Raw genomic sequence first — 16,359 nt, forward strand, 5'->3', positions numbered from 1 at the left:
GTCATTCGCCCAACAGTGCCGCTTCGATGCGTCCGGGAACATCGCGGCGCAGAATGTCCGCAAAATCGGCGCTGGAGTCCGCTGGGCAGGTTTCCGACCTTGGAGTAGCCACAACCCCGCCAACAGCCTGGGCGGTCTTCATTGCTTCTCGCAGACCGACATTATCCTGTAAGTGACGATCATCGTCCGCTGCGATCACAAGTTTGCGTGTCGGAAACAGCTTGCGCATGGACCGCGCGACGGTTTCGAGGTTGCGCGCGGACATAGCAGCCGCAACTGCAAATCCCGTCTCGGCGTAGATAACTGCCATCGTGGCGAAGCCTTCTCCGATTACCAGTGGCCCCGTAGTTGGCTTGCCATCGGAAGAGTGAATTGCGTGAGGCCAGAACAAACCAGCCGTTCGAGCGCCCTTTGAGAACAGTTTGAAACCATCGGGCTGGATACGTTGCATGTTCCAAAGGCGAAAGCGTGGATCAAACATCGGCACCAACAAGGCATTGCCAAATTGGCGAATGCCAAAGGGCTTCAGTCCTTTGGAGATAAGGTAGGGGTGCGCGGGATCGGCGCGGCTGGCAGTCGCCCAGATACTGTCAACGGAACCTGCTGCCGCTTCCTCAGTCCGCAGCCGCTCTCGCTTACGGGCAAGCTCAGATTGCTGAATGGAGCGCCGTTCCGATACAGTCAGTCCGCGTCCATTGTTCGGTGGCAGAAACCCGTCAGCACGCAGCATGTTTTTAACTGACAATGCGATAGAGCCGTCCGCGTTGAAACAATGCACCAGCACGCCGTCAGGTGCATCAGGGCACAGTGTGATCGAAGTCCCTCGATCTCGGCGAGAGTGGCCGGGGTTGGGATAAGCGCGTTGCTACCAGAGAAGGTGCCGCCATAGTGACTGGCGATAGCCTGTAGGTTGATCATAGCGCGATTTCCGTCTCAGCCGCATTCTGGCTGGCGAGGTCGATGCACTTGCCTCCGGTGATGCAGGGATAAGCGTCAGCCATCGCTTTCACCACTGAGACGGCTGTGCAAATGTTCGCGACCGATGTGGACCGCGATCAAACGAGGGAGTGCTTGCGGCGATTGCTTGCTGGGACTATCAAACTTCGTGGAAGCGCTGACCAAGCTAATCCACGAAGCCCCGCCACCGCGCGGGGTTTCGCATGTCTGGCGCATGTCTCATTCGCCCCCTGCGATAAAGGCTTGCAGGCTCGCAGCAGGGATCACAGTGCGACCGCCGATGCGCTTTGCTTCTAAACGCCCCGACTTGATGTGAGCGAAAATGGTGGTCTTGCCCAAGCTCGTTGCGTGCATCGCTTCTTTGATGCTGTAGGCGAGTTTGGCAGTTTCATTGTCTTGGTCAGTCATGGTTCACCTCGGTCTCTATGGAAACGAGGCAGAATCTGTGTTGATTTTTCAGCGAGAAATAGACGGCACGATTTATTGGCGTATCGATACGGCGCTATGATTTACGACCGGGCATCGAACGGCCAGCATCGGGAGCTGCCGCCGACCAAACGCGCAGAAAGCCACGTTCTGAAAGACCGGGACGAAACTTCTCCAGCGCTTCTTCCTTGAATGAAACCTTGGTTCTCTTTTGCTTTTCGTCTTTCTCAAATTCTTCGCACAGCCAAGCGCGACACTGCTCTTCGGCAGACTTTTTGGCAGCTACCGGCTTGTCATCGTTGCTTACTTCAACACCAACCTGTTCTGCGAGCGATGGGAATTGCGCTACAACGTCAGAAGACCGGAATTGGACCATGACATAGGGTCGAAGTCGTTTCGGATTTTGAGGCGCAACCGTTAGTCGCGTCCATTCGACTGACGGGATTGGCGCGAAGTCTTCTTCTGCCTTCGCACCGTATGCAGTCAACCGTTCCTGTTGCAACGCAGTCGTGACCTCTTTCTCACCGGCGATGATTTTTCTGTCATCGTAAAACAGCAATGCTGCAAGCTGCGTTGCGGTTTCGGTTTGCTCGGCAAGCTCTGCATCTCGATACCGAACCCAAGCCATGAGTTGGTAAGGATTCAACCAGACCGGGAGTTGGTCCTTCACGCTACCGCGCCCCTGATCAGCGTAACCTTGGAAGAGGCTTTGCCATCAATCGCGAGATAGTCAGACCAATCGGCCATCAATCGCAGCCGCTTCTCAAACAAATCGCCGCGTCGGTAGGCACGCTCCACGGCATTGCCTATGGTGTGCGCCAAAGCCATCTCTGCAACCTCATGCGAGTAGCCTGTTTGCTCCGCTGCCCAATCGCGAAAGCCAGAGCGAAAGCCATGCACGGTTGCATCCACGTTCATCCGCCGCATGAGCATCATCATAGCCATACCAGACAGTTTACCGCCACGCGCACCGGGGAAAAGGTATTCACTGCCCAGCGCCTTCACCTCTTCGAGAATTTCAAGAGCGCGAGGGGAAAGCGGAACACGATGTTCGTTTCCTGCCTTCATGCGCTCGGCTGGCACAGTCCAAAGCGCTGCCTCCATATCGACTTCTGCCCACGTTGCACCAATCACTTCACCGGATCGTGCAGCAGTCAGAATTACAAATTCGAGTGCCAACGCTGCTACCGCCTCCCGATCCCGCAGAGATTGGACAAAAGCCGGAATGTCGCCGTAGGGCATGGCTTTGTGATGACCTCGCGACAGCTTTGTTCGGGCGGGTAAGATTTGTGCAAGGTGGCCTCTCCAACGCGCAGGATTTTCACCTTCACGATAGCCGCGCGCTTTAGCGCTATCCAAAACGGTTTCAATCCTCCCACGAATGCGGCTGGCAGTTTCCGGCTTAGTTTTCCAAATCGGCTCTAGGATTCGCAGGACGTGAGCTGTTTCAATTTCACCAACGGGCATATCTCCAATCTCAGGATGCGCGTAAGTTGCCAGAGTGTTGCGCCACTGCTGCCGATGTTTCGGATTGCGCCAACTTTCTTCATTGACAGCGATGTAGGCTTCAGCAGCATCCCTGAATGTCACTTGCGCTGCCTTGGCGGCCTCAGCCTCAGCGAGCGCCTCAGAAGCCTCCGTGGCGCGTTCTACGAGTGGGTCGATACCAGCTTTCACCTTAAGCCTGAGCGCGTCTCTCTCATCGCGTGCTGCTGCCAGTGACAAACCATCGGAGCCAGCCGAACCAAGGCCCAGATCACGCGACTTCCCATTGAGCATGTAACGATAGACCCACGAACGCGCTCCGCTCTCTTTCACGAGCAATTGAAGACCGCCGCCATCGGCGTGACGACCGGGCTTCGCGTGTTTCACTGATTGAGCGGTGAGCGCATTATGTAGCTTGCGCGGCATAGAATAGCCCCTGTTCCCAAAACCGTTCCCCGATAGAGCGGTGATTTTATGGGAACTGTATTGGCCTAGAACGAACCGATTTCAAGCTGATAATCCAGCAAGTAACTCAAAGGCTGTGAAAATTAGAACCGTACAAAACCTCACAGGCCTAAAGTTTGGCGGACTCCGTCTCCGCCACCCCTCTTGTAAAGCACTGAAACGGCACTACCTCGGTGTCGTTGCGCATCTGTGCCGGAACTTTTGTGTCCACACTGATGTCCACAAGGACGAGGCGACCCCCTCTAGTTGTGCGAGCAGGCCCACCTGCAGCAAACCGTGCAACCCACGACCAATGGTCTCAGGGAAGCAGGTCGCTCCATGGAAGCGAATTGAACCCCCAATAGACGGTCTTTTGATAACTACTGATCCGGTGAGGACGCCTTAGTGCGCGCCCCTTACCTGATGCGGCGGCCATCAGGGTTCTACTTCAGGATTCGGGTACCCGCTGATTTGGTGGACCGTGTGGGCACGGTAGAACTGCGACGGGTCTTAGGACCTATGCGGTTTCACGATGCACGCATCTTGGCGTCCTCTATCGGATCGAAAGCCAAAAGGGTTTTTGAGATGTTGCGAGAATTGGACGACCTGTCGGAACAAGAAGTGGCCAACCTGATCAGGGACTGCTTCGCTGAAATGCGAACGCAAGTTGATCGCCCGTATGTTCCAGACGAGGAGAACAACGAGTCCGAAGTCGATTTGTGGGAGGAGAGGCACGAACAGCGGGCGCTTGCGGAAGAACACAAACGTGATCTCAAAGTGTTAACGAAAGCAGGAAGTCATTCCTCCAAGGCCACCGCACTGGCCCAACGCTTCGCACAGGAGAAAGGTATATCGCTCGCGGGTGCTTCGGCAGAGCGGCTCCAAGCGGTCGCCGAAGGTTTCGCACGTGTCCTCATAGAGGTCGACGAGTGTTTTCTCCATCGTCTGGACGACAGCGTTTCACCGTACAATCCGAAAGACCCGCTCTTTAGTGAAGCACCCCGAGACTACGCGGCTGGTGTGGGCCTGACCTTGAACGAGCTGATTGAAAAGTATCTTGCCGCAGAAAAAAGAGGTGGCGGCCCAAGACGCTTCGAACACATGCGCCGAAGCTTAGACTGTTGGCCGATTATCTGGGCGGTGACCGGATCGCGGAAACAATCACACGAAAGGACTTGGCAAAATTTCCTGACGAGCTTCTCAAGCTTAGGCGCAAGCACCCACCTTCCGCGGCGACGACTTTCAAGGCACGCCAGACCGAAAACCCCAATGGCCAAATCATGGCCAGCACTGCGTCGGGGATTCTCGCAAGGACCACAGGCCTTTTTGCGTGGGCTCATGAGAAGTGCTTTATTTCGACCAACCCAGCCCTTGGCCTGAGGGTGCACGGGCCAAAGCAACCAAAGGGGGTGAGGTCACGCAACTCCTTCAAGACACATGAGATCAAGGCGATCTTTAGTGCTCCGCGCTACACAGGCTGCAAATCGTATGCTCGCCGCAATCAAGTTGGGGACGTGATTCCGAAAGATGACGACTATTGGATACCAATCCTCGCCTACTACACCGGTGCGAGGCTTAGTGAGCTGATCCAGCTGCATTTTTCTGATTGCATATTAGAAGGCGATTACCCGCATATCTCGATAAACGATGGGGGTAGTGGCAAGGACGGTGACGCTGATTTCAAGCATGTGAAGTCAAAGGCTGGTCTTCGTATCGTACCGCTTCATCCCGACCTCTTCTCGTTAGGCTTCGGAGAATTTGTTCGCCAACAACGAAAGCTAGCCCGATCGCGCAAGCGGATATTCTTCAGAGTGAATTATGGAGCGGACGGAAGTGCTTCCACTGCCTACTCAAAGAAATTTGGGCGGTTCTTATCGAGTGTTGGGCTGGATGATCCGAAGCTGGTCTTTCACTCCTTCCGACACACCATGATTGACGCGTTTCGTAACACGGGAACGCCTCTCCAAACGGTCAATCAAATCATGGGCCACTCGAACAAGTCCGAGAACCAGCACTACGGCGAAGGCGCGGACATCGACGTTCTCTGGAAGGCGATGGCGGAAGTAAAAATGCCAGTAAACCTGACTGGCGTGATCCCCAAAAAGAGCGGTGAATAGCCCTCGTCACGCAGAAACTGTAGAAAAATGACAAAGCTCCTCTGGTGCAATTACTTGCAATAAACCATTGAAATATTATGTATTTTTATGTTGACTTATGTTGAGCTTTGCATATTTATGGTGTTACCTGCGTATCAAGGAGGATCGTGGATGAGGCCCTAGCGCCTTTAGCCACAGCGCAAGTCCGGTTGTTTGCATTGACCGGCTGCGCTCCTTGGGTGTCGAAACCAGTGCGAATGATTGCATCGGGGACCGGACATGGAAGACAGGCTTTGCACACCGAAAGAGGCGGCAGATTTTTTGGGGGTTAGCGTTTGGACGCTAGCGCGATGGCGGATGGAGTGTTCAGGCCCGATGTGGGTGAAACTAGGAACCCAAAGAAACTCGCCTATCCGATATGAGCAATCAAGCTTGAACCTTTACGTTGCTGTATATGGTCGGCGGCAGTGGAAGCAGAAGTCATGATATTGGACGCTCCCGACGAAAAAGCCGCCCGACACCTCTGCAAGCGTGCTCGCAAGAAGCGTGATCGCATGATGGAAACAATCGGTCTCAACGCGGACAAAACCAATCGAGAAAAGAAACGAGGTATTCGACGGATTCTCTCTGATCCACACTGCATCTTTGCGACGCTTGTCGATGTGGTGCAAAAGCGGGACGGGGCCGAGGCACCCATCCTGCCGCTGCTACCCAAGGCTGACCAGATCAACATGTGGGCCAAGTGTGAAGAACCGGTCTGGTTAGTGAGAAAAGAGCGCTATCCAGGCAAAGTACGTTGGCATTGTAGCTTGGGCCCAATTGAATCGACGCGAAATGCGCTGCTGCGAATGGTCCTCACACGGACAAACGAGCTGCTCCCCACTCAGTTCATGAGCAACGGGGGGCCTCCAAAGTTTGAACTATGGCTTGCGGAGTATCTCCCCATAGCAAAATTCGTATTCACGACAGATATTCCGAGATACTTTGATTTGGTACAAAGGGATTCTGTGTTGAGCGGCTTGCCTCATCTGAAGCGAGTCATTGAAAGGGTCCTCTTCGATGTTAAAGATAGAGGAAAGCCTTTCATCGGTGGCCTGAATGATAGCCTAGACAAAGTCATTCTCTCCAACACCACCTCATTCGCTGGCGTGAGTTCACCGGGACGGGGTATCCCGTTGGGTGCGGCGGGGTCCAGCATTGTCTCTGAGCTAGTCATCAAGATCATTTTGCATGCAATTGCAGATAGCTGTCCGGGCGTCCGTTGTGGCGCCTACGGCGATAATCTGATCTTCTTGATCGAGGATGCGCAATCGATCCCGTCATTGAAAAAGGCCCTCGACACACAGGTCGGCAATCATGTCGGTTTTGATGTCACCGGCGAACTCGCCCATCGCAACACTTTCGTCCCTGGTGACCAGCGGTTTTTCTTTTGTGGTTGCTGGTACCAATGGGAAGAGGGAGCGCTGAAAAAGCGGTCAGACGAACTCAGGCTTGGGAACTATGCAAACAAGATTATCAGCCTAGCAGGCGACGCCAAGACTCCGGGCGACTTTCTAGCGCTTGAGAGGAGCGTCAAAGGCTGGATGATCGCCCATAGTTTCTCACCTCATGCCGTGGAGTTGGGCGGCGAAATCATGGGCCACATCGGGCAGATGAAAGCATATGAGGAGCTCACTTAGCCTGAGCATTCTCACCTTCTATGTAACTGGAAAGAGCGGCTCGACGCTGAAGTTGCGGAATCGGCGTAGCTCCTTACGGTGCTTCAGCCAAATATCGTGAGACGTTCGTTACGAGTGAGCAGTTTGGCTTGCCATAACGAGTTCGAACGCTTCCGCCTCGGACATGATTATCCAATTTCGACCATTGCCGAAGCGGTTTTCTCCGAACATCTGAGTTACAGAGGGGGAATCCAGTCTAGGTGGCAAATACGACAATGCTAGACGGTGCTTTGGGTCGGGCTGACCCTCTTGAGGGGGCCGTCCTTTTCTGTCCGCGTAGTCATTGATTGCAGCGAAACCGCTCATTAGCCTCGGGATTGTGGGCATAAGGACTCTGCCAGACATCTCAACATAGAGATTGGAGAGATGCTCTCCAATTTCAGCGTACATCCGGTCGTAACGACTTCTTGGCGCACCCGCGTCACTAAACATATCGGCGAACAGCTCAGACGAATACCGATTCACAGCAATGCGTCGGAGATTGAAGAACGAGTGGCTGCCGGGCAGTTCAACGGTTAGGTCATTATCCATGCGAAAATGGCTATAGTCGAGAAATGCAAGATGGAGCTGATGCAAGTTCAGCGAGACGTTGTAGCTCGCGAGAATTGTCTTGATTGCTGAGGCCGACTCTTCTTCTAGGTCGAAACCCTGACTCAATATCGTAACAACTCCAATTAATGCGAAGAGATCGCACGCTATCTCTTCGCACACCTGCTCTCTGTTTGAGAGATAGAAGAGCCTCTTGGCCTCTCTCTCTCGTTCGTAACGATCTCGCTGCTCTTCTGGCATAAGGCCGCTGGGCGATAACTCTTCTCCAAACCTCGCCAATTCAACGATATCGTCAAAGTGCTTCGAAACCCAATCGGAGATGGAAGGGTCGGGTATGCCAGCGTGACATCGATAGTGATAAATTTCGTGCGCGATTATCGACACGTCGATTACATCATTGAAGAGTGGCTGGAAGCTTGGGCTAAGGTACTCGCGAAATGCCCCTTGTGCGGCCGCCAATATCTCTGGTCTAACCATTGGAGGGCCTTCATATCGCGGGCCTGAAACATCTCCTAGCCGCTCCGAGTACCATCCATCGATCTTGCTAACCCTCAAGCTGCCAGCAGCCTTAAAGAGCTCAAAAGTCGCCGTCTCGGGATCATCAGAAAACTGAGCCGAAAACGCCGACTTTAGGATAATCGACTGACCCAAATCGAAAAAAATCGCCGCCCCATCAGGGTTGCAGCTGATGCAAGCTGATTGCTCCTCATCTGCAATTGGGAATAGGCCCAGCAGATCGGCGTTTGCTGGAGCTAAGGCGTCATAAATACCGTGCAAGCGGGACCAATATGCATCTTCGAGAGCGATTTCGCGAACATAGCTTTGCTTCGAACGTAAGAAGTGTCTCAGCCAACGTGGGTGGCTCTCACTTGCCATCTAGCGCGGCCTCTTTCGAAGCTCCCCTAATTTCCATTCCATCTTTGGTGATTGTGATATCGGGGATCTTACCCTTCAAAGTTGCAATTAGCACCGCAGTACCCGTTGCGAGAGTGCCATAATTTTCGATGACCAGCGTCAGCACGTCCATCCCACCGTGACCTGCTACGGGTGCTACAAAGACATTCTCCGGGTCTTCTGCTGATTGCGCAATCTCGTTGAGAATAGCTTTTGCTTCTTCGTCTCCAGTAGAAATTTCAAGCATCAAATATTCCTCCCATTAGAAATTTCAGAACCGAAACTGGGGCAAATTAGTCTAACTGCATCAATAGATTCGCTCCAAAATTCCGAACAAAGTCAGTATGCAAAATCAAGAATCGTTTTGCAATGTACATTGGTATTCAATCAGTCCAAGATTTAACAAATAAACCACCCTTTACTTGATCAGGAGCTATGACTCTTATTGGCTATCTGAGAGTTTCCACAGGGAAACAGCAGCATTCAGGATTAGGGTTAGAAGCTCAACGAACCAGCATTGAGAACTACGCTTCGCAAACTGGGGAGACCATCATTCAGATTTTTATAGAAATTGAATCAGGTGGCAAAAAGAACCGCCCTGAGCTCCAAGCGGCTCTCGAAGTTTGCAGACGCCAAAAGGCTACGCTCATTATCGCGAAGCTAGATCGGCTTGCACGCAACGTAGCCTTCGTATCATCGCTCATGGAGGCAGGAGTTGAGTTCGTGGCTGTCGATGCGCCATACGCGAACAAACTAATGCTGCATATCCTATCTGCTTTCGCTGAACACGAGCGCGATATGATCTCGCAGCGAACTAAGGCCGCCTTAGCGGCCGCAAAGAAGCGCGGGGTGACATTGGGTGTCAATGGAAAGGTATTGGCTCAGCAGAACTCCCAGGCCGCATTGGAGCATGCAAAAGCTGTCGAGCCCTACTTAGAGTTGGCCGAAGCGAAGGGAATAACCACCCTTACTGAGATCGCCAGCTTTCTCGAAGGCAACAATGTGCCTACTGCAGGCGGAGGCAGGTGGCACCCAATGACCGTCAAGAGAGTGCTAAACAGAGTACGGCGTTGACAATTTGGTCGTGGCCCCCTGGTATCCTGATTCGATCCTGGTATGCGTCCCAAGCAATGCTTGAGGACTGCCGTTGCAAATGCCGCACAAATTCAAAATTGTTGATCTGTTCGCTGGACCAGGCGGACTTGCGGAAGGATTTTCTTCGGTCCGTAGTGGCGATGGCTCACGGTTGTTCGAAGTAGCTCTATCAGTAGAAAAAGAGCCGTCAGCATTTGCGACGCTGCGGCTGAGAAGCTTCTATCGCCAGTTTCCTGAAGTGCCTCCAAAAGCGTACTTTGAGTACTTGGCAGAACAACGCTCAAAAGACGAACTGATTGCGCAGTATCCAGATGAGTGGGCTGCCGCTGTGAAAGAGACCCTTCAACTTGAACTTGGGGCGCCAGGGATCGAAGCTGAGCTGAATAAGAGGTTAGATGAAATCAGCGTTCACGACGGTGGACACACGATCCTTATCGGAGGCCCACCCTGCCAAGCGTATTCGTTAGTCGGGAGGGCGAGGAACCAGGGTCAAGCGGGGTACGTAGCGAGGGAGGATCACAGGCACTTTCTTTACCAAGAGTACATCCGAATAGTCAGGAGGCTCCAACCTGCAGCGTTTGTAATGGAGAACGTCAAAGGCATACTCTCAGCTAAGATCGACGGCGCACCGATTTTCGAACAAGTGCTCACCGACATGCGGGGAGCTGGCGGCCATCCTGACAGTTACGCACTCGTTCCATACATCCCCGAGACGAATGTCAGGTCTGGACAGTTTGTTGTTCGATCTGAAGACTTCGGAATCCCTCAGAAACGCCATCGCGTAATAATCATCGGTTTGCGGTCGGACCTTGCGGCTCAGCTTTTTCCCGGAACCAAGCCGGTGCTGTCGCTTGGTAATGAGTATCCCCGAGCCACCGTTGCGGACGCAATTTCAAGATTGCCCACGCTAAGGAGCGGCCTAAGCAAGTCCGCTGACACTCCTGAAAACTGGCGTGGAGCCCTGTCCGAAGCATTCAATGCCGCAATAAAGGCATGCACCCCCGGCGACGATGGATTGCGCGATGTACGTGAAGCCCTAGTCCTTGGCGCAAATTCGATAGGGTCCATGGAGTCGCTTCCCACTAGGAAGAGCGCTGCTCTACCCTGTGTTGGGATGACTCCTCTAGATAGTTGGATTTCAAGTGACCGCCTCATTGGATTGCCCAATCACGAGACACGCGGACACATGGAAGCAGACCTTGCTCGTTATGTGTTTGCAGCGACTTTTGCCCAATTGCGAGAACGCTCTCCGAAATCGCACGAGTTTCCAGACAAGTTGGCACCAAACCATGCTAATTGGAAATCTGGAAAATTCGCAGATCGATTTAGGGTTCAGGGATGGAATTCTCCATCCAGCACAGTGACTAGCCACATCTCGAAAGACGGTCACTACTTCATTCATCCTGATCCGCTCCAATGCCGAAGCCTCACGGTCCGAGAAGCCGCTCGGCTTCAGACGTTCCCTGATGATTACTTTTTTGAAGGCAATAGGACACAACAGTTCGTTCAAGTTGGCAATGCTGTCCCGCCGCTTTTAGCCCACCAGATTGCCGTGGGTTTGGCAGGATTGCTCTCACCTAGCTAAATAAGATCGTCCCGATGCGAGAATTGTAGTTAGTAATGTGTTGCACCCAAGAATGAAGTAAGCTCTCTCGCATTCGGAATATCTTTTCCGGTCCCAGTTTACCTTTCTGGAACGAAAGGACCTCTGCCGACAGAGAGAGAAGGTATTTAGCTGAAATTACGAGGACGATATCTTCGCCCTCAAACTTCAATTTGCTGGACTTGATGTCCCCGGCTGGGCTCAATTTCACAGCAGGGTTTGCGGTTAAAGTGGAAGACGGAACAATACACCCTAGCGCCAAGCTTTTGAGCGACCTCTTGTTGTTGGAAAAATCGCAAGCTGGGCTGATCTCCATTAGCGCCAGACGCATTTCCGACAGGACTGCCCGATACGCCCTGTCGATGCTATCAATTTTGCCTTGAATGTCGTCTTTCTGTGCTTGTTGATTCGCGTTCTGAAGCTTCGTCTTCAACCCCGCAATTTTTTGCTGGTCTAGATCAACAAGACTCTCTTTGAACTGGGATATTTTCGCGCTGCTTTCGCTGGGGAAAACCATCCGAGTGAACAAGGCGTCCCAGCTCTCACAAACCCAAACATCGCCAGGGCAGATAACCTCCAAATTTGGAGTTTGGTCGAAATGAAGCAGAGAATTGAGAGTATGTTTGCTGGCCTCACCTAACTTTACAGTTGGTGGCTGCACCGCGTTTGTCCAGACCTCACTTGATGCGGGACCAGCATTACTTTGGCTGATCTCGTCCCGCAGAATATTTGATATCGCCTCATTGATGGCGACCGATTCATTCCCAGTCAAATTCTGACCCGCGACCGCATCGCCCAATGATGAGAGTGTCGCGGAAATGCTGGTATCAGGTATGTCGACAAGCGCATTTACCGTCCTGTTTGCGGCCGAGAGGACGCTTTTCTCCCAATGGAAAAGAGCCCTTAGCTCGGCCTGCCCCTCAAGGTGAGTAGCGAACTTCTCAAGGATGAGTAAGGCATCGTAGCCATCCTCGCCCTTACAATCGTCTTTCGAAATTCCTTCAAAATAGAACGGTTCTCTTATCCGTTGGCTCTGAAAGTACCTGATCACAACGTCTTTCAAGTCGTCGAGAGCCTCCGGCTTCGCAGTCCAAGCAAGGATAATGTATGGCCCCTCGGTATTGCTCACGACTTCAGCCAAGCAGGCGGCAACGTTGCCTAGGTCTGTCCGACTGGGCTCTCGCCCACCCTCCTGCATCTGGATGTCAGTTATTATAATGCGAGGACAGCAATAGGCGGTTTTCCTGCAGTTCTCTCTAGCAGATGTGGCGTCCTTAAAGTGCACTGGAAGAGAAGCGATACCTGCGGACGCTAAGGCGGTGGAAATCCCCATTATGTCCTGAGGATCATTATCGACGATAACGGTATTGACTACTTCTTGCACAGTTCACCCCCATTGAAGACTAGGGCGACAACGGCACCATCTGCGGCTTGGGGGACCCCTTCAATTTCGCCCTGGTCGAGTAAGAGCAACTCCCCTCCAACCATCTCCATTACGGTCTGCGTGTAGTAAAGGCCGATACCCATCCCTCCAGGTTTCGTAGTTCGGAAAGGCTTCACCATATCTGTCTTGTCGATGTGCCTCCAACCCGGGCCATTGTCTGCAATTACAATGGCTGGCCCCTTCTCGAATTCCTCCGAAATGCCGACCGAAATATACTTCTTCTTTTCTTCTGCACCCCAACGCTGGTCTAGCCAGAATATCGAGTTATCGATAATGTTATTTATGGCACTCACCATTAGATTCCGTGGGATTTTCACGAAATAGTTTGGCGCGTCATCCACCAAGACGGGACAACTCAGGATGATATCATGCAACGCGAAACGGACTTCCGCGAGATCGATGTTGGTTTGAAGCAGTGATTGAAAATCGACAGGCTTGATCTTCTCGCTTTTGAGCAGGGTCGCGTAGGTATCTAGTAGCAGCTCAAACCTGTTGAACTGCTCCAAAATGATTGAAATCTCTTTGCCCGATTCCAAATTGCGCTTTGCATCAGAGATTCCGTGCTGCAATTCATGAAATGCGATGGCCATGTTCAGTCCGGCCATACCGGACGTCAGCATTACGCTCTGCATCTCATCGTATCTTTTCTCGAGGCGAATGATTGTAGGCTCAAACTCGTCAGAAAGCCGATGCTTAAGAACTAACTCCCGGAGATCATCAATCGGGTTCTCGAGTCCGATCACAGAGGGCTTTGCGTCGGACTTTGTCATACTACGAAGACGGTTCTTATCGTCGAGTCTAAGAACTTCTAACTTCCCAATTGCTGATTTAACAATGGCCTTGAGGCGCAGAAAATGGTTGTTTTCGATGAACCCTTCACGATTGGTCTTCTCAACCAAATTTGGGGTATCCGCCAAATCCAGTGAAATCGCGCCAACTGTGATGCGTCGATTCAGTCCGGTCGAAAGCCGATTTACGCGACGGCCATCCATCTCTAGCCAATCATCATCGGGCTCGCCGTAATTGTAGACGCGCATACCGTCACGATACACTCTAATGCCTTGGTTTTCAGCCATGAACCTCTTCGTTGTGGACTGGTCACCATAGTATGGCTTAAGTGCCGCATCAAAGTCGAAGACATATATTTCGCCGGTGATCGCACCCAAACCGTCGAAGAAGCCCTCACGATCATTCACGTAAAGTTTCTGCGTAAATCTATCGTCGAATTCGCAATATTCATCATTTGCTGCGACGTGACGAGCCGAAATCTTCGATGCCCTCTTGAGCGCTTCATTTGGAGCAAAGGAATAGTCCCATGACCACTTCCCATTCTCGAAAATGAACGAAAACTTGAACAGCGATTGCTTGATCACTTCTTGAACGTCTTGAAGATCACTTGTCCATTCCGGGTGTTCCTCGACACTCAGATCGATTTCAAAATTTGGGGTTTGATCGCTTAACTTATAGGTCGCAAATTCGAACGGCGACTGGATCGATACGGCGTTCCGATAGAGGCTGCGTACTTCCTTTTTGTTGAGCGTGTCATACAGCTGCGACACGACAATCTGAGTGCCTGTATGGCCGTCGAGAAATAACTCAGGTTCCTCTCGCTCGACAATCTCAATCTCTGCCTCATCAATATACTTGTGCTTATCGAGAATCGACCAGTCGAGCTTGAGATAGACTTCTTTGGCGCCTTCAGCTTTGGTCGTCAGCTCTATCACCCGCCCCAACTTGTGGACCGCAAACCTCCCAACTCCTTTCTCGCCTAGGGGCAACCGGCCGTGCTTTTTGCTCGTCTTGCCTTCCAATCGCTGAACATGCCGGTGATCAGCGCCGGGTTCGAGCCACACGTTCCGAATTACGTTTGCATCCATGCCTTCGCCACCATAGTCGGTGACTGTAATTCGAGCCGCATCCAAATTTTGAGGGTTTGAGATTACAACTTCAACACGCTCAGCATCTGCGTCGTATGAATTCTTGATCAACTCAAAGATTGCTAATTGGGCGGTGCCAATTAGCTGATCTCCAAGAAGTTTTAGTAGTCGGGCACGTGGTTTGAATTTAGCCTTCATATTTGAACAATACTGGCTGAAGGGAATCTTTCAATCATGGCAGGATTTTTCTCGGAGAGCTTTATCTTCTAAGCTCTAGAGTTCAGAGCAGCCGACACGACCCCGTCTAGCCAGACCAGCTGCTCTTCGGTGAGCCGAGCTAGCTTGGCGACCAGCTTTCTAAACGCGGGTCTCGCCATAGCACCGGTTTCGATTTCGTCTGTGAAGAGTGCCGCAGGATCAATCCGCAACGCGCTAGCTAGTCTCGCAATCGCATCGAAGCTTGCTCCAGTCTTGCCTGCCTCAAGCTTAGAGATAGAATCCACACTCAGATCAGCTTTCGTCGCCAACTCCTCCTGTGTCATTCCGGCATAGCGCCTTTGCCCCGCAAGCAAGTTTCCAAATCGATCATTCAGTTCCGGCATACACCCTCCAACGAGGACGGTTTGCCAATTTCGCGTTTGGAGGGCAGGGAATGACATTACGAGTTCCTTGCCAACAGGAATAACATTGCAAGTAATTGCAATCCGAGTCTAAGATTTTCCGGAATGACATTCGGAGAAATGACAATGAAATTGAGCCTGAGCTGTCTTTGCCTTGCTCTGATCGGGTGTGGCCCAAGCTTGCAAGAGATCAAAGATGAGGTGGCAGAAGATGCACTCCGCCAATATGAGATCGTAAAGGAAGACGGTGGCAACCCCATCGACCTCTGCGTTCACGCTGGCCTGGTGGCCGCCGCATACCTGCAAGCCGAAAACTCTTCGAAATACTCCATATGGAAGTCGAAAGAGGCTGCCGACTGCGCCAAAGCGCGTGTCCAAGACCTAAAGCAATAAAACGCCTATGCGCAGCGCTTTCGACTGCCCAGAAAGAAGTCCACGAGGTATACTTTGATGCAATCAAAGCATTGGAGTTATTCATGATTTATACGATTGGCTATTCGAATAGACCCCTACCAGAGTTCACAAGGGAGCTAACAAGGCGATCCATCACCCGATTGGTTGATGTGCGTTCGCGGCCTTGGTCCAGAAACCCAAGCTATAACCGCAAGGCTATCGAGCGATGGTCCGAACAGGCGGGGATACACTATCGTTTCGCAGGGGAGACACTGGGCGGCGATCAGCCAGAGGATCGGGAATTGCCAGTAGTTGCAAAAGCAGTCTCTGGGATCGCCGAAGCTAGCTTACAAGAGAACGTGGCGATCATGTGCGCTGAGGGTGACCCAGCAAGATGCCATCGTACATGGGATGTGTCGGTCTGGTTGTTTCGCTGGCATGTCATCGATCCCATCAGCATCCTGCGAGATGGTAGCGAAGAGAAATCGACGCAAAGCCTCCTTCGCGTTTCTAAGCGCGATTTGCCCGAGCATGCCTCCCAATACCTCAGTTGCCAACGGTCGATGTTCTAAGGCCTCAAATTGGCCGCCAAAGAAACGATATCCTAGCAATCACGAGTGGCATTTTTGGTAAAAAATCCCTGCACAAAAGATTATGGTAAAAACGGCAGATTTCCAGGAAAAACGAGAGGTTCGACTTGCGGAGATTGTCGATCCGTCGGCGGTCGAGTGGCAATCGATTGCAGCGGAGTAGCATCA

Annotated in this window: 16 protein-coding genes and 1 pseudogene; 8 read left to right on the forward strand and 9 right to left on the reverse strand. The window is 52.1% G+C overall.

Translation table 11 applies throughout. The features are described from left to right. Window position 1 precedes the first annotated feature (1 nt). From AC0V60_RS10875 to AC0V60_RS10890, 4 genes are all read right to left on the reverse strand, one after another. Window positions 2-778, reverse strand: coding sequence for a toprim domain-containing protein (locus tag AC0V60_RS10875; RefSeq protein WP_486178479.1), 777 nt, complete (start codon window positions 776-778; stop codon window positions 2-4). 398 nt (window positions 779-1,176) lie between these two features. Further along, a complete protein-coding gene (locus AC0V60_RS10880; protein ID WP_486178480.1) occupies window positions 1,177-1,365 on the reverse strand; it encodes a helix-turn-helix domain-containing protein in 189 nt (62 codons plus the stop codon). Window positions 1,366-1,459: 94 nt separating this feature from the next. Then, window positions 1,460-2,053 carry a hypothetical protein gene (locus AC0V60_RS10885; protein ID WP_486178481.1) on the reverse strand — a complete coding sequence of 198 codons (594 nt, stop codon included), beginning with the start codon at window positions 2,051-2,053 and terminating at the stop codon, window positions 1,460-1,462. Next, the gene (locus tag AC0V60_RS10890; protein WP_486178482.1) at window positions 2,050-3,294 is read right to left on the reverse strand and encodes a tyrosine-type recombinase/integrase; all 1,245 of its coding nucleotides are present in this window, start codon (window positions 3,292-3,294) and stop codon (window positions 2,050-2,052) included. Before AC0V60_RS10890 ends, AC0V60_RS10885 begins: the two co-directional genes overlap by 4 nt. 441 nt (window positions 3,295-3,735) lie before the next feature. Between AC0V60_RS10890 and AC0V60_RS10895 the strand changes: the two are divergent. The 4 genes and pseudogenes from AC0V60_RS10895 to AC0V60_RS10910 all read left to right on the forward strand — a co-directional run. After that, window positions 3,736-3,894, forward strand: a pseudogene (locus AC0V60_RS10895) (DUF6538 domain-containing protein); the annotation flags it as partial. 3 nt (window positions 3,895-3,897) lie between these two features. Then, entirely contained in the window at window positions 3,898-4,692 is a 795-nt protein-coding gene (locus AC0V60_RS10900; protein WP_486179525.1) for a hypothetical protein, read from the forward strand. Between the two features lie 29 nt (window positions 4,693-4,721). Beyond that, window positions 4,722-5,429 carry a site-specific integrase gene (locus tag AC0V60_RS10905; RefSeq protein WP_486178483.1) on the forward strand — a complete coding sequence of 236 codons (708 nt, stop codon included), beginning with the start codon at window positions 4,722-4,724 and terminating at the stop codon, window positions 5,427-5,429. Window positions 5,430-5,875: 446 nt separating this feature from the next. Continuing rightward, entirely contained in the window at window positions 5,876-7,087 is a 1,212-nt protein-coding gene (locus AC0V60_RS10910; RefSeq protein WP_486178484.1) for an RNA-dependent RNA polymerase family protein, read from the forward strand. 108 nt (window positions 7,088-7,195) lie between these two features. Here the strand turns inward: AC0V60_RS10910 and AC0V60_RS10915 are convergent, their stop codons facing one another. Continuing rightward, window positions 7,196-8,551: a hypothetical protein gene (locus tag AC0V60_RS10915; protein WP_486178485.1), complete on the reverse strand. Its 1,356-nt coding sequence runs from the start codon at window positions 8,549-8,551 to the stop codon at window positions 7,196-7,198. Beyond that, window positions 8,541-8,816 carry a hypothetical protein gene (locus AC0V60_RS10920; protein WP_486178486.1) on the reverse strand — a complete coding sequence of 92 codons (276 nt, stop codon included), beginning with the start codon at window positions 8,814-8,816 and terminating at the stop codon, window positions 8,541-8,543. The genes AC0V60_RS10915 and AC0V60_RS10920 overlap by 11 nt, the downstream gene beginning before the upstream one ends. A 188-nt stretch (window positions 8,817-9,004) precedes the next feature. On the opposite strand from AC0V60_RS10920, the gene AC0V60_RS10925 reads away from it, so the two are divergent. Next, window positions 9,005-9,643, forward strand: coding sequence for a recombinase family protein (locus AC0V60_RS10925; RefSeq protein WP_486178487.1), 639 nt, complete (start codon window positions 9,005-9,007; stop codon window positions 9,641-9,643). Window positions 9,644-9,722: 79 nt separating this feature from the next. Continuing rightward, window positions 9,723-11,249: a DNA cytosine methyltransferase gene (locus AC0V60_RS10930; RefSeq protein WP_486178488.1), complete on the forward strand. Its 1,527-nt coding sequence runs from the start codon at window positions 9,723-9,725 to the stop codon at window positions 11,247-11,249. On the opposite strand, the gene AC0V60_RS10935 is transcribed toward AC0V60_RS10930, so the two are convergent. The 3 genes from AC0V60_RS10935 to AC0V60_RS10945 form a co-directional block, all read right to left on the reverse strand. After that, entirely contained in the window at window positions 11,242-12,408 is a 1,167-nt protein-coding gene (locus tag AC0V60_RS10935) for a hypothetical protein (RefSeq protein ID WP_486178489.1), read from the reverse strand. The genes AC0V60_RS10930 and AC0V60_RS10935 overlap by 8 nt on opposite strands. A gap of 230 nt (window positions 12,409-12,638) precedes the next feature. Then, a complete protein-coding gene (locus AC0V60_RS10940) occupies window positions 12,639-14,786 on the reverse strand; it encodes an ATP-binding protein (protein ID WP_486178490.1) in 2,148 nt (715 codons plus the stop codon). Between the two features lie 68 nt (window positions 14,787-14,854). Beyond that, entirely contained in the window at window positions 14,855-15,247 is a 393-nt protein-coding gene (locus AC0V60_RS10945) for a helix-turn-helix domain-containing protein (RefSeq protein WP_486178491.1), read from the reverse strand. 87 nt (window positions 15,248-15,334) lie between these two features. Here AC0V60_RS10945 and AC0V60_RS10950 point away from each other — a divergent pair, with 87 nt between their 5' ends. Both AC0V60_RS10950 and AC0V60_RS10955 read left to right on the forward strand, forming a co-directional pair. Beyond that, window positions 15,335-15,601: a hypothetical protein gene (locus AC0V60_RS10950; RefSeq protein ID WP_486178492.1), complete on the forward strand. Its 267-nt coding sequence runs from the start codon at window positions 15,335-15,337 to the stop codon at window positions 15,599-15,601. Window positions 15,602-15,684: 83 nt separating this feature from the next. Further along, window positions 15,685-16,173: a DUF488 domain-containing protein gene (locus AC0V60_RS10955; protein WP_486178493.1), complete on the forward strand. Its 489-nt coding sequence runs from the start codon at window positions 15,685-15,687 to the stop codon at window positions 16,171-16,173. The last annotated feature ends 186 nt before the right edge of the window (window positions 16,174-16,359 follow it).

The sequence above is a fragment of the Erythrobacter sp. S259 genome, assembly GCF_057364965.1.

Coding starts and splice junctions, on each gene's coding strand:
- AC0V60_RS10890 (WP_486178482.1), bottom strand. CDS start 3,294: ATGCCGCGCAAGCTACATAATGCGCTCACCGCTCAATCAGTGAAACAC.
- AC0V60_RS10930 (WP_486178488.1), top strand. CDS start 9,723: ATGCCGCACAAATTCAAAATTGTTGATCTGTTCGCTGGACCAGGCGGA.
- AC0V60_RS10955 (WP_486178493.1), top strand. CDS start 15,685: ATGATTTATACGATTGGCTATTCGAATAGACCCCTACCAGAGTTCACA.
- AC0V60_RS10880 (WP_486178480.1), bottom strand. CDS start 1,365: ATGACTGACCAAGACAATGAAACTGCCAAACTCGCCTACAGCATCAAA.
- AC0V60_RS10945 (WP_486178491.1), bottom strand. CDS start 15,247: ATGTCATTCCCTGCCCTCCAAACGCGAAATTGGCAAACCGTCCTCGTT.
- AC0V60_RS10920 (WP_486178486.1), bottom strand. CDS start 8,816: ATGCTTGAAATTTCTACTGGAGACGAAGAAGCAAAAGCTATTCTCAAC.
- AC0V60_RS10915 (WP_486178485.1), bottom strand. CDS start 8,551: ATGGCAAGTGAGAGCCACCCACGTTGGCTGAGACACTTCTTACGTTCG.
- AC0V60_RS10925 (WP_486178487.1), top strand. CDS start 9,005: ATGACTCTTATTGGCTATCTGAGAGTTTCCACAGGGAAACAGCAGCAT.
- AC0V60_RS10950 (WP_486178492.1), top strand. CDS start 15,335: ATGAAATTGAGCCTGAGCTGTCTTTGCCTTGCTCTGATCGGGTGTGGC.
- AC0V60_RS10940 (WP_486178490.1), bottom strand. CDS start 14,786: ATGAAGGCTAAATTCAAACCACGTGCCCGACTACTAAAACTTCTTGGA.
- AC0V60_RS10900 (WP_486179525.1), top strand. CDS start 3,898: ATGTTGCGAGAATTGGACGACCTGTCGGAACAAGAAGTGGCCAACCTG.